The sequence below is a fragment of the Pararhizobium arenae genome, from assembly GCF_001931685.1.
Lineage (GTDB): Bacteria > Pseudomonadota > Alphaproteobacteria > Rhizobiales > Rhizobiaceae > Pararhizobium > Pararhizobium arenae.
On the sequence record NZ_MOOY01000007.1, the window covers coordinates 213976 to 227029 of the forward strand.

General features: G+C 60.3%; 13 protein-coding genes and 1 riboswitch. Of the genes, 5 read left to right on the top strand and 8 right to left on the bottom strand.

The window, feature by feature from the left end; genetic code table 11:
* The first annotated feature begins 9 nt into the window (after nt 1-9).
* The 3 genes from BLX89_RS17065 (at nt 10) to BLX89_RS17075 (ending at nt 3347) form a co-directional block, all read left to right on the top strand.
* Entirely contained in the window at nt 10-1104 is a 1095-nt protein-coding gene (locus BLX89_RS17065) for a thiohydantoin desulfurase (RefSeq protein ID WP_075292158.1), read from the top strand.
* 12 nt (nt 1105-1116) lie between these two features.
* Entirely contained in the window at nt 1117-1443 is a 327-nt protein-coding gene (locus BLX89_RS17070; RefSeq protein ID WP_075292159.1) for a TfoX/Sxy family protein, read from the top strand.
* A gap of 242 nt (nt 1444-1685) precedes the next feature.
* Complete coding sequence (locus BLX89_RS17075) at nt 1686-3347, top strand: thiourocanate hydratase (protein WP_075292160.1); 1662 nt, start codon at nt 1686-1688, stop codon at nt 3345-3347.
* A gap of 7 nt (nt 3348-3354) precedes the next feature.
* On the opposite strand, the gene BLX89_RS17080 is transcribed toward BLX89_RS17075, so the two are convergent.
* The 8 genes from BLX89_RS17080 to BLX89_RS17115 form a co-directional block, all read right to left on the bottom strand.
* Nucleotides 3355-3750 (bottom strand): DUF5615 family PIN-like protein, encoded by a 396-nt coding sequence (locus tag BLX89_RS17080; protein WP_075292161.1) that lies wholly within the window; start codon nt 3748-3750, stop codon nt 3355-3357.
* Nucleotides 3747-4439: a hypothetical protein gene (locus tag BLX89_RS17085; protein ID WP_075292162.1), complete on the bottom strand. Its 693-nt coding sequence runs from the start codon at nt 4437-4439 to the stop codon at nt 3747-3749. The genes BLX89_RS17080 and BLX89_RS17085 overlap by 4 nt, the downstream gene beginning before the upstream one ends.
* 142 nt (nt 4440-4581) lie before the next feature.
* Complete coding sequence (locus BLX89_RS17090) at nt 4582-5055, bottom strand: 6,7-dimethyl-8-ribityllumazine synthase (protein ID WP_075292163.1); 474 nt, start codon at nt 5053-5055, stop codon at nt 4582-4584.
* 89 nt (nt 5056-5144) lie between these two features.
* Nucleotides 5145-5295, bottom strand: a riboswitch (FMN riboswitch).
* 107 nt (nt 5296-5402) lie between these two features.
* The gene (locus BLX89_RS17095; RefSeq protein ID WP_075292164.1) at nt 5403-6464 is read right to left on the bottom strand and encodes an ABC transporter ATP-binding protein; all 1062 of its coding nucleotides are present in this window, start codon (nt 6462-6464) and stop codon (nt 5403-5405) included.
* Nucleotides 6465-6478: 14 nt separating this feature from the next.
* Entirely contained in the window at nt 6479-7270 is a 792-nt protein-coding gene (locus BLX89_RS17100; RefSeq protein ID WP_075292165.1) for an ABC transporter permease, read from the bottom strand.
* Nucleotides 7267-8142 carry an ABC transporter permease gene (locus tag BLX89_RS17105; protein ID WP_075292166.1) on the bottom strand — a complete coding sequence of 292 codons (876 nt, stop codon included), beginning with the start codon at nt 8140-8142 and terminating at the stop codon, nt 7267-7269. Before BLX89_RS17105 ends, BLX89_RS17100 begins: the two co-directional genes overlap by 4 nt.
* Nucleotides 8143-8259: 117 nt before the next feature.
* On the bottom strand, nt 8260-9366 hold the full coding sequence (locus BLX89_RS17110; protein ID WP_075292167.1) for an ABC transporter substrate-binding protein: 1107 nt from the start codon (nt 9364-9366) through the stop codon (nt 8260-8262).
* A 120-nt stretch (nt 9367-9486) separates the two neighbouring features.
* Nucleotides 9487-10359: a MurR/RpiR family transcriptional regulator gene (locus BLX89_RS17115; RefSeq protein ID WP_075292168.1), complete on the bottom strand. Its 873-nt coding sequence runs from the start codon at nt 10357-10359 to the stop codon at nt 9487-9489.
* 178 nt (nt 10360-10537) lie between these two features.
* Here BLX89_RS17115 and BLX89_RS17120 point away from each other — a divergent pair, with 178 nt between their 5' ends.
* Together BLX89_RS17120 and BLX89_RS17125 are read left to right on the top strand one after the other, a co-directional pair.
* Nucleotides 10538-11305 (top strand): N-formylglutamate amidohydrolase, encoded by a 768-nt coding sequence (locus BLX89_RS17120; RefSeq protein WP_083637627.1) that lies wholly within the window; start codon nt 10538-10540, stop codon nt 11303-11305.
* 117 nt (nt 11306-11422) lie between these two features.
* Nucleotides 11423-12970, top strand: a complete 1548-nt coding sequence (locus BLX89_RS17125; RefSeq protein WP_075292170.1) for an amino acid permease — start codon at nt 11423-11425, stop codon at nt 12968-12970.
* The last annotated feature ends 84 nt before the right edge of the window (nt 12971-13054 follow it).

Here is a 13054-nt window from a genome sequence, read left to right on the forward strand (position 1 = left end):
GCAGACATAATGGGACGCATCTTGAAGGAGAAGGATGTCGAGGCTGCGGTCAAGGGCGGTTCCGTCTATGCCGCCGGCGGTGGCGGCTGGGCCGATCATGGCCGCATGCTGGGCTACGCCGCCGTTTCCATCGGCAAGCCGGAACTGGTTTCCATCGATGAGCTCGATGCCAACGACTGGGTGGCAACCGCCGCCGCCATCGGCGCGCCGGCCTCAACCACGCCCTGGGAAATGCGCGGCGTCGATTACGTCAAGGCGGTCGAGATGCTGCAGGAGGCGCTGGGCGAAAAGCTCACCGGCCTCATCGTCGGCCAGAACGGCAAATCCTCGACGCTGAACGGCTGGCTGCCATCGGCCATTCTTGGCACCAAGGTCGTCGATGCCGTCGGCGATATCCGCGCCCATCCGACCGGCGACATGGGGTCCATCGGCCTTGCGGGCTCGCCCGAGCCGATGATCCAGACGGCTGTCGGCGGCAATCGCGAAGAGAACCGCTACATCGAGCTTGTCGTGCGGGGCGCGACGGCCAAGGTCTCGCCGATCCTGCGCACCGCTTCCGATATGTCCGGTGGCTTCATCGCCTCCTGCCGCAATCCGGTGCGGGCGTCTTACGTCAGGGCCAATGCGGCGCTCGGCGGCATTTCGCTGGCCCTGACTCTCGGAGAGGCAATCATCGCTGCGGAAGGTGGCGGTGGCCATGCGATCATCGATGCTATCGTCCGCACCACCAACGGCGCCATCATTGCGGAGGGCGAAATCACCGACAAGTCGGTCGTCTATACCAAGGAAGCCTTCGATATCGGCACGGTGACTCTGGGGAAGGGAATTGACTCCACGGTACTCCACGTCATGAACGAATACATGGCCGTGGAGAATGCCGAGGGCAAAAGGCTTGCGACCTTCCCCGACGTCATCACCACGCTTTCGCCGGAAGGCGAGCCCTTAAGCGTCGGCCAGCTGAAGGTCGGCATGAAGATTTTCGTGCTGCATGTGCCGAAGACCGTTATCCCGCTCGCCTCCAGCGTGCTCGATCCGTCCGTTTATCCTTCGGTGGAAAAGGCGATGGGCATAGAGCTTGCCAGATACGCGCTTGCCAAAGAATAAGGAGCGGTCACCATGCGCGATGAAGGGCTTGAAGAATTGGTGGAGGCCGAACTTGAGGACCTGCATGGGCTTGTGCGCAAGCGCATGTTCGGCGGGCTCGCCTGGATGCTGGATGGGCATCTCCTCTGCGGCGCTAGCGATCGCGGCCTGATGGTTCGGCTCGGCAAGGGCAATGACGGCTGGGCGCTGGCCTTGCCGGATATCGAAGAGATGATGTCGAGCCGCAAGATGTCCGGCTGGGTCCGCGCCGGGCCGGATGCCTACGGCGACGACGATTTGCGGCGGAAGCTGCTGCACGATGCGGTTGCGTTTGTGAGGACATTGCCGCGAGAGGATTAGGCGGCGGTCTCCCTCTTCTCCCCTTGTGGGAGAAGGTGGCGCGCAGCGCCGGATGAGGGGACGGCTGGCTCGGAATTCGCGGACAAGACCCCCTCATCTGTCCTTCGGACATCTTCTCCCACGAGGGGAGAAGAGGGAGATCGCCGCGGCCGAACAAGAACAATCTCCCCCCTTGAGGGGGAGATGTCCCTAAGGGACAGAGGGGGGTGTCTGCGCTCTCCACAGCCAAACAGGAGACGACAATGCCGAAGCCCAATCCCCGTCATCCCGATTTCCCGATCCCCGGCGGGCCGGAGCTGCGCGCCAAGGGCTGGCGGCAGGAGGCCTTGCTGCGCCTCCTCGAAAACGTGCTCTCCGTCGGCGAAGCGCCGGAAAAGCTGATCGTCTATGCTGCGCTGGGCAAGGCCGCCCGCAACTGGGCCTCCCACAAGGCCATCGTGAAGACGCTGATCGAGATGGACGAGGACCAGACGCTGGTGATCCAGTCCGGCAAGCCGGTCGCGCTCTTGAAGACCCATGCCAGGGCGCCGCTGGTGATCATGGCCAATTGCAACATCGTCGGACAATGGGCCAAGGCGGAAATCTTCTACGAGCTGGAGCGCAAGGGGCTGATCTGCTGGGGCGGGCTGACGGCCGGCGCATGGCAATATATCGGCAGCCAGGGCGTCATTCAGGGCACCTACGAAATCTTCATGCGCATCGCCGAAAATCGTTTCGGCGGCGATCTCGCCGGCCGTTTCATCCTGACGGCGGGGCTCGGCGGCATGGGCGGAGCGCAGCCGCTGGCCGGCCGCATGGCGGGTGCTGCCATCCTCTGCATCGACATCGACGCGGAGCGGGCCGAAAAGCGCAAGGCGATCGGCTATCTCGAACACATTGCCCCCGATCTCGATACGGCGCTGGCGATGATCGATCAGGCGGTGAAGGAAAAGCGTGCGACCTCCATCGGCCTCGTCGGCAATGCCGCAGCGCTCTATCCCGAAATCGCCCGGCGCGGCATCGTGCCGGATATCGTCACCGACCAGACCTCGGCCCACGATCTCGTCTATGGCTATGTCCCAAAGGGCATGAGCCTCGACGAGGTGAAGCGCCTGCGGGAAGAGGGCCAAGGCCAGCTGATGGCCGCCAGCCGCGCCTCGATCGCCGATCACGTCCGCGCCATGCTGGAATTTCAGGAGCGGGGCTCGGAGGTCTTCGACAACGGCAACCTCATTCGCACGCAGGCGCGGGAAGGCGGCGTGGCCAATGCGTTTGATATCCGCATCTTCACCGAAGCCTATCTACGCCCGCTGTTTGCCCGCGCCATCGGCCCCTTCCGCTGGATGGCGCTGTCCGGCGAGGAAAGCGATATTGCCCGCATCGACGATCTGCTGCTGGAAATGTTTCCGGACAACAAGATCGTCACCAACTGGATCAAACTCGCCCGCCAGCATATTCCCTTCGAAGGCCTGCCGGCCCGCATCGCCTGGCTCGGCCATGGCGAACGCACCGATCTGGCTGTCGCCGTCAACGCGCTGGTGCGCTCCGGCGAGCTGAAAGGCCCGGTCGGCTTCTCCCGCGACCATCTCGATGCCGGCGCCATGGCCCATCCGAACATCATGACGGAGCGGATGAAGGACGGCTCCGATGCCATCGCCGACTGGCCACTGCTCGATGCCATGCTGCTCTGCTCCTCCATGGCTGATCTCGTCGTCGTCCATTCCGGCGGCGGGGGCTATGCCGGCTATATGACGAGTTGCGGCGTGACGGTGGTGGCCGACGGCACGGTGGCCGCGGATGAGCGGCTATCGCATGCACTGACCAACGATACGGCGCTCGGCGTCATCCGCTATGCGGATGCGGGCTATGAGGAATCGCATGAGGAAATCGCGGAGAAGGGGATTGGGTATATTCGGCTGGGGTAGACGTGACTTATTTCAGTGGCCCGAGCTTGGTGGATTTCATGGGAAGCTCGAACATTGCTCCTCCACTGACGCTTCCGGCTACGGTTTCAATGACTGGCCAAAGAGCGATCAGGCGTTCCGCTTGTTTTAGAACAGGAGCTTTGTAAAGCCCCGCCGAAAGAAACATCCCAATCACTTTGGAGTTGTGAAAAGCACGCTTTTCCGCTTTGCTTCGGGTTATGCGGCGATCGCCGGATATCAGCACCCACCCGCCCTGTTTGCTGAGTTCCGCAATAAGATCAACATCCTTGATAGTCGGAGGGAATTTATCTTTTAGCGCGACAATTTCATGCTCATCAGGAAAGAGTGCTTGCAAACTTCTGGCAAGGCGAGGGGAAAGGTTGTGATCAAACAGAACCTTCAAGCAGCTAGCGACTCCTCAAAAGCAACGGCATCTTTCACCACAGACAGTGGTACTTCAAATAGTCGAGCTACGGCTCTTTCCGATCCCTCTGCTTTAACAGCCTGAGAGAGCGCAACAGTCGGCACATTGTAGATTGCAGTTGTCGGCTGCCCAAATACAAGCTCTGGATCAATGATAATAGATGATTTTCCGTGATATGGGCGCCAGCGACTTACTGCATCGTTGTCGACATCCAAATCTTTGAAAGTGCGATCAATCACGGCTTTGATCGTGTACTGCTTTTCCTTCAGATCAAGAAGACTATCGTCTCCGGAGGAATTGGCACTCTCCAGAAATATGGTTTTTCCGTCGGTTCTGAAGCGGCGTGTTGAGAATGGCCTCATGTCGTCAACGCACGTCTTGGCGTAGTCCAGGCAATGTCTTATCGTTTTCAAGCCGAGGCCCGCCTCGATAAAGGCTTGTACGAAGCGTAGCTCTATGAGGTCTCTAAAGCCAAGTTCTATACGATCGTCATGGTGCGGCAGCTGAGGTTGCCATAACGGCTCCATGCGCAGCGTTTTGCCTTGATGGCTATACTCGTATCCTCCCAACCACCTTCGCACATTGCGCGCAGGAATGCTCAACAGCCGCGCAGCATCACTGGCAGAATAAAAGCCAATCCCCAAAGTGGTTGTCGTATTGTCAGTCATGTCAGATTCGGGCTTCTAAAACTTACCGTTCGCGAGTGATTATCCACCATGGCATCAAAGCGTCAAAGGAATTATTTCTTACGTTCGAGGTAATCGCGGAAGCAGGTGAGTGCGGCATCAAAGGGTGCCGCACTCACCGCAATCAAGCATTCACCAGCGCAACTTCCGCCCGTGCCGCCAATATCTGCCGCGTCGCATTGGCCGCTTCGACACCCTTCACCACGAAATGATCCTTGAAGAAGCGGATATGGGCTTCCGATTCCTGGAAATTATGCGGCGTCAGCACGGTTGAGAGCACCGGAATGCCGGTGTCGAGTTGCACCCGCATCATGCCATCGAGCACGGTGCCGGCGACGAAGTCGTGGCGGTAGATACCGCCGTCGACGACGAAGGCGGTGCCGATGATGGCGGAGAAGCGGCCGGTCCTGGCCAGCGTCTGGGCATGTAGCGGGATTTCCAGCGCGCCGGGCACGTCGAAGATTTCGACGTCAGCGGCCGAGCCGCCGAGCTTCTGCCATTCGGAAATGAAGGAATTGACGCACTGATCGACGATATCGGCGTGCCAGCGGGCACGGATGATAGCGATCTTCTGCGAGGGGTGGGAGGCAATCGTCATAAGTCTTGGCCTTTCAAGGGTTGTGCCATTCTTCAATGGTCCCTTGGGCGAACGCACAGGCGCAGCTACCCCTGATGAGGTTTCCGCCTGCTTGCTCTCTTCCATCCGGACTTTAACCGTCGGCTCCGGAATTCAACCGGATCTGCTGACCTTCCGGCTTGTTCCGGAAGCGCTCGCGGGCTCCGGGCACTTCTGCCCGTTACCGCCGGTGGGGAGTTTCACCCCGCCCTGAGAACTACAAGGCCAACTATAAGCACCTGACACAAAAGATCAAACCCGCTTGCGACGTCGAAAGCGGGTTTGGCGACAGATTTTACCGCAATGCACAAGCGGTTAGAAACAATCTGCTATTCGCGGATGATCAGGAGATCGCTGGCGGTGAAGCGCAGCGTCACGACATCGCCGACGGCCGGCGGCACGAGGCCGGGGCTGTTGAACATATCGAACGAGATCACGCTCTCGCCAACCTTCATGCGGGTGCGGATGACGGAACCGAGGAAGTTGGACGAAATGACCTCGCCGGAGAGCGCGGTATCGCCCTTGGCGCCTTCGGCAATCGACCCTGCTTCCGGGCGCAAGGCCAGAGAGACGGTATCGCCGGCACGGACGGCACCCAGCGGCTCGCGCAGCGTGATGCCCTGATCGCCGATGGTGATGCGGTTTGTGGCGGGATCGACCACCTTGGCCTCGATCAGGTTCAGGGTACCCACGAAGGAGGCGACGAAGCGGGTGGAGGGGCGGTTGTAGATCTCGTAGGGCGTGCCGATCTGGTCGGCGCGGCCGGCATTCATGACGACGATGCGGTCGGAGATCGACAGCGCCTCTTCCTGATCATGGGTGACGAAGACCGTGGTGATGCCGAGCTGCTGCTGGATCATGCGGATTTCTTCGCGCAGCGACACGCGGATTTTGGCGTCGAGCGCCGAGAGCGGCTCGTCGAGCAGCAGAACCTGCGGCTTCGGCGCCAACGCGCGGGCGAGCGCCACGCGCTGCTGCTGGCCGCCGGACATCTGATAGGGATAGCGTTCGGCCAGATGGTCGAGCTTGATGAGGCCGAGCATTTCCTTGACGCGGGCGTCGATCTCGGCTTTCGGCTTGCCGGCGATCTTCAGGCCGAAGGCGACATTGTCGGCGACGTTCATGTTCGGAAACAGGGCGTAGGCCTGAAACACCATGCCGATGTTGCGCTGGTTGGGCTTCAGGTTTTCCTGGCTCGTGCCGCCGATCTGGATGGTGCCGCCGGATGGCGTCTCGAAGCCGGCGATCATGCGCAGGATCGTCGTCTTGCCGCAGCCGGAGGGCCCGAGGAACGAAACGAACTCGCCCTTCTCGATGCCCATGTTGAAGTCCTTGACGACCTGCACCGGGCCGAAGGATTTCTGGATACTGGTCAGAGTAAGAAAAGACATATGTGAAATATCCCTCAGGCCTTGCGGGGGGCGGTTTTGGAAAAACGACTGACGAGCTGGATCAGGGCGAGGCAGCCCCATGTGATGGCGAAGGCGATGACCGAGAGCGCGAAGGGCTCGTAGGCCTTGTTGGCGCCGACGCGCTGGAGATACGGCCCGAAGGCGGGTCGATCGAGAAGGGCTGCCAGCGTGAACTCGCCGATGACGATGGCAAACGTCAGGAACGCACCGGACAACACAGCGGGAATGACGTTGGGCAGGATCACGCGGCCGAGGATGGTCGCCCAGCCGGCGCCGAGGCTCTGGGCTGCTTCCGTCAGCGTCGCGACGTCGATGGTTCTCAGACCCGTATCGACGGCGCGGTACATATAGGGCAGCGCCAGAATGGTGTAGCCGAAGGCGAGCAGGATATTCGTTCCCATCACCGAGCCGGTCAGCGGCAGCCAGCTCGATGTGTTGTAGAGCCGAATATAGCCGAAGACGATGACGATCGCCGGAATGACCAGCGGCATCAGCGTCAGGAACTCGACGTAAGGTCGCGCCCACGGCATCTTGAGACGCACCCAGTAGGCGGTCGGAACGACGATCAGGATGCCGATGACGATGGTCACCAGCGCCATGATCACCGAGTAACCAAAGGTCTGCTGGAACTGCGGATCGGCAAACACGCTGGCATAGGCATCGAGGCTGTAGACCCCGCGCCGGGCCTTCAGCGAGAATTCGAACAGGCCGCCGAGCGGAACGAAGAAATAGAGCAGGCCGAAGATCAGTGCGGCCCAGCCGGCAATGCGCGCCCAGATACTCATTTCAGCCACCTTTCGGCGCGGATGCGCAGCCAGATATAGATGATGTTGGCCACGGCGGTTACCACGATCATCCCGAAGGCCATGGCGTAGCCGAGATGGGGATTGCCGAGAACGTCGCCGCGGATCTGCGCGTAAAGCTGGATCGGCACGATGTTGAGGCTCGATCCGGTCAGCGCGATCGCGGTCGCCACAGCGCCGAAGGCATTGGCGAAGAGTAGAGCGAAGGTGCCGAGCAGCGACGGAAACAGGATCGGGAAGGCGACCATGCGCCAGTATTGCGTGGCGGTTGCGCCAAGCACCTCGGCCGCTTCGCGCCATTCCTTCTTCAGCCCTTCGAGCGCCGGCGCGATGATCAGGATCATAAGCGGGATTTGGAAGAAGAGATAAGTGACGGTCAGCCCCCAGAAGCTCAGGATGCTGAAGCCGAGGTCACGCTGGAGAACGATGCCGAAGTTGTTGCGCAGGAACAGGGTGACGAGACCCACCGGGCCGAAGGTGGCCAGGAAGGCGAAGGCCAGCGGCACGCCGGCAAAGTTGGAGGCGACCCCCGAGAATGTCAGGAGGGGCGACTTGATCCAGCCGGGCACGGCGCCGAAAACGACGGCCGCCGCCATGGCGAAGCCGATGGCGCAGCCGAGGGCTGCGGAGGCGACCGAGATTTTCACCGAAATCCAGTAGCTGGACGGAATGGTGCCGTTCTGCAGGTCGATGATGTTCTGGAAGGTGAACGAACCATCGGCGGTCTGAAACGCCCCGATGATGATGTTCATCGTCGGCAGGATCAAAAACATCGTGACGAAGATCACGAAGGGCATAAGGCCTATCCACGTCAGGGGCAGGCGAAATCGGCGTGCGGGGGGAGCCTGGTTCATCGGGTCGGGTCTTCGCTATCGTGGTTTATGTATGACTAAAGTAGGGCTTAAAATTTTGATATGGCAAGCCCCGGCGGGTGGATAACCGGCCGGGGCTCTTGTCAGGAATTCAAATGCTTACTGGACGTTGGCGCCGACGACGCTGTCCCAACCGCCGGTCACGGCAGTCTTGTTGGCATTCTGCTCTTCAACGGTCGGGAACACGGCGGCTTCATAGGACGCTGCCGGCGGCAGGGCGTCGATCAGTTCCTGCGGAACCTTGCCGGCCTTGACCATGGCGTTGAAGCGAGCCGGGTGGCAATAGCCCTTCAGCCACAGGTTCTGGCCTTCGTCGGAATAGAGGTACTCCATCCAGAGCTTGGCAGCGTTCGGGTGCGGGGCGTAAGCCGAGATACCCTGAACGTAAACGCCGGCAAGAACGCCCGTCTTCGGAACGACGACTTCAACCGGCGGGTTGCCCTTCAGTTCGTCGCGCCATGCGAGAGCGTTGTAGTCCCAGGCAACGGCGATCGGGGTTGCGCCCTGAGCGATAGTGCCGGCCTTGGCGATAACCGGAACGAAGTTGCCGGCCTTGTTCAGCTCGGCGAAGTATTCGAGACCAGCCTTGCCGCTTTCTTCGCCAGCCTTGGCACCCTTGTGCAGGCCGGCTGCGAGAACGGCGAGGATCGCCTGGTTGGAAGCGCGCGGGTCACCGGCGAGAGCAACCTGACCGGCATATTCCGGCTTCAGAAGATCGGCCCAGTCGGCCGGCACGTTCGGAACGAGGTCCTTGTTCACGATGAACGAGAGAACGCCGTAATAGTCGCCGTACCAGTAGCCTTCGGCGTCCTTGATGGTTTCCGGGATTTCGTCCCAAGTCGAAACCTTGTAAGGCTGCAGGAGGCCTTCAGCCTTCATCTGCGGGCCGAAGGCGAGGCCGACGTCGACAACGTCAGGAGCCTGCGGGCCCTTGTTGTCCTTGTTTGCCTTGATGGCTTCGACTTCGTCGGCAGAGCCGGCGTCGGGGTTCAGTTCGTTGACCTGGATTTCCGGATACTTGGCCTTGAAGCCGGCGATGACGTCGCCGTAACCGCACCAGCTGTGGGGCAGGGCGATCGTGGTCAGCGCGCCTTCTGCCTTTGCAGCCGCGATCAGTTCAGCGCTCGGCTCGGCATAGGCCAGAGCGGACGAGGCCATGACGATGGCCGTCGTGAGCGAAAGCAGGCGTCTCGTATGTGACATCACGGGTGTTCTCCTTTTGTGTGTCAGTCAACTTCGGCGAAGCTGATACTGGTGGCAGGTGAAAGTTATGTGACAGTTTTCTTTCAGTTTTTTTGGTTCGAGGCTTTTGCCGGGCGTGACTGTCTAACGCCGTTTCCGGAAGGCGCGGCTTTCTTCGAAAAGCTGTTCCAAAGTCGCCATGCGGTCGCGCGTTTGCGTCCACTCGCTGCTTTGGACAGCTTCGATGAGCGCTTCGACGATGAAGAGGCTGACCACGGAAGAATCCCATGCGGACGGCGCTTCGATGTGAACGCGGAAAACCGACGAGGCGATCTTGGCGATGGGGGAGGACCATTGGTCCGTAAAAAGGATGATCTCGACGTTGCGTTCGCGGGCGGCACCGGCAAGCGCCTCCATTTCCTGTTCGTAGCGGCGGATGTCGAAGATCACCAGAACGTCACCGGGCTTCATGTTGAGCACATAGTGCGGCCAGGCGCTGGCATTGGCGGCGATCTGTGTGACACCCGGACGAACGACCTGCAGATGGGTGAAGAGATACTCGGCAAGCGCCTTGGTGATGCGGCCGCCGACGACGTAAACATCGCGTTTTCGATCGGCGATCAGCTTCGCTGCGCCGTCGAATTCCTGTGTCGGGAGTTGCGACAGGGTTTCGCGCATGTTGTTCATGATCGCATCGGCAAAGCGATTGAGGATATGGGTTCCCGGCGCATTGGCCGCCCAGCGATCGTGTTTGGCAATCGGGTTGGAGAGGGTGGCTTCCAGTTCCTGATGCAGGCTCGCCTGGAAATCGGGAAAGCCGCGAAACCCGATCTTCTGCACCATGCGCGCGACCGTGGGCGTGGAGACCCCGGCATTTTCGGCGACCGTCGTGATGCTGCCCAGCCCCGAGACCGGGTAGTTTTCGAGAAGCGATGTCGCAAGCTGCTTTTCGGCGCGCGTCAATGCGTCGAAATGCGCGGCGATCACGTTCGAAACGGTGGTCGAAGCCTGGCTCAAGTCTGATTATCCCCCGCGGCCGGTCTTTGCCGGCCTGTGAGAAAATTAAACATCGCTGTCTCAACTCGAGTCAATGGTTTTTTTGAAGAGATTTTTTCACTTTTCCGTTGACAGTCGGTTGATCCTGAAGAATTCTTTTCATTAACGATTGATTAGCCGATCGAGGGGATGCGGCTTGGTGGCTCTGTTGCGTGCAAGGGAAGGCGATCCGGTCGCGATCGAAAATGGCGAAGGCGCGAGCCCGGTCATCATCGTCTGCGAGCATGCGTCCAACGTCATTCCCGAGAGCCTCGGCACGCTCGGCCTGTCGCCCGAAGCGCTCGGCAGTCATATCGCCTGGGATCCCGGGGCACTTGCGGTTGCCCGTTTCATGGGCGAGGCGCTGGATGCGACCGTGATCCATCAACGTTTTTCCCGCCTCGTCTACGACTGCAACCGCCCGCCGGAATCGCCGGGCGCTATGCCGGAAACGAGCGAAGTCTATCAGGTCCCCGGCAATGTTTCGCTTACCCATGAGGCGCGTGCCGCGCGGGTTGAAGCGCTATATTTTCCGTTTCACCGGAGCGTCGAAGCGCTGGTCCAGGAGCGGATCGCAAATGGTCCTACCCCGGTTCTGGTGACGGTTCACAGCTTCACGCCCGTCTATTTCGGCAAGCCGAGAGCTGTCGAAATCGGAATTCTGCACGATGCCGACAGCCGCCTTGCCGATGGCATGCTCGCCGCCGCGACCGGCAACGGCAACTACGCGATTCGCCGCAACGAGCCTTATGGGCCGGAAGACGGCGTTACGCATACGCTGAAATTGCATGGGCTGGCCAATGGCCTGCTCAATGTCATGATCGAGGTCAGAAACGACCTCATTACAAATGAGAGCAGCCAAAGGGTCGTGGCTGACTATCTGACGGGGCTACTCGGCGAAAGCCTGCGGTTACCGTCGAAACAATAACAAAAGACCCGGGGAGCGGCATGTCCGCGGAGAATGTGGCCCATGGCTCGCCATGGAACAGGGCGTTTGAGGCTTTCGGCAATTCCGCCGAACGCCCCTTCGATACAGGGGAAAAGAATGTCAGATTATTCAGACTTAGACAAAAAAGCGGATATGCAGGTTCTGCATTCCATGGGCTATGCCCAGGAACTTGAACGGCGTTTGAGCTCTTTCTCGAACTTTGCGGTGTCCTTCTCGATCATCTGCATCCTGTCTGGCGGGATCAATTCGCTGGCGCAGGCGACCTCCGGCGCCGGCGGAGCGTCGATCGGCATCGGTTGGCCGCTCGGCTGCTTCGTATCCTTCGTTTTCGCCGTTGCCATGGCGCAGATTTCATCGGCCTACCCGACGGCGGGCGGCCTTTATCACTGGGGTTCGATCCTCGGCAACCGCTTCACCGGCTGGCTGACGGCATGGTTCAACCTGCTCGGTCTCGTGACCGTCCTCGGCGCCATCAACGTCGGCACCTACTACTTCTTCATGGGTTCCTTCGGTGCTCCCTATTTCGGCCTTGAAGACACCACGACGACGCGGATCATCTTCCTCGCCATCATCACCGGTCTTCAGGCGCTCGTGAACCACATGGGCATTGGCCTCACCGCCAAGCTCACGGACTTCTCCGGTTATCTGATTTTCGCGACGTCGATCGCTCTCGCCCTGGTGTGCCTTGTTGCTGCCGACAGCTATGACATCGGCCGTCTCTTCACCTTTGCCAACTATTCCGGCGAAGCGGGCGGCAACGTCTGGCCCGCAACCTCGGGCACCTGGGTCTTCCTGCTGGGCCTTTTGCTGCCGATCTACACGATCACCGGTTATGATGCTTCGGCCCATACGTCGGAAGAAACCGTCAAGGCTGCAACCTCCGTTCCGAAGGGCATGATCTCTTCGGTCCTGTGGTCGGCGCTGTTCGGTTACATCATGCTTTGCTCCTTCGTCTTGATGCTGCCGAACATGGACGAAGCTGCCAAGCAAGGCTGGAACGTGTTCTTCTGGGCTATGGACGCGCAGGTACACCCGATCATCAAGGATATCCTTTATCTCGCTATCCTCGTCAGCCAGTGGCTGTGTGGTCTGGCGACTGTTACCTCGGTTTCCCGCATGATCTTCGCCTTCTCGCGTGACGGCGGTCTGCCGGCTTCCAAGGCGCTCGCCAAGGTCAGCCCGACCTATCGCACGCCGGTTGCCGCCATCTGGACCGGCTCGATCCTGTCGGTGCTGTTCGTCTGGGGCTCTTCGCTCGTCACCATCGGCGAAACGCCGGTCTACACGATCGTCGTATCCTGCACGGTCATCTTCCTGTTCTTCTCCTTCGCGATCCCGATCACGCTCGGCCTCTTTGCCTGGGGCACGTCGAAGTGGGACAAGATGGGTCCGTGGAACCTGGGCGAAGCCGTGTTCAAGCTGTTCGCGGTCCTGACCATTCTGGCGATGATCCTGATCTTCGTCCTCGGCATCCAGCCACCCAATGACGCAGCGCTCTACGTCACCGTCGGCTTCCTTGTCCTGACCGGCATCGTCTGGTTCGGCTTCGAGCAGCGCCGCTTCCGTGGTCCGCCGATCGGCGAAGAAGTCGCTCGCCGGCAGGCCGAGATCGCAGCGGCTGAAAAAGCAGTCGGCGAACGCTGATCGCCACCTCGGCCAGCGGAGGCCGCCCATCGCGGCCTCCGTTTTTTATGTCTATAGCGGCGCCATCGTTGCCCGCTCTCCAGT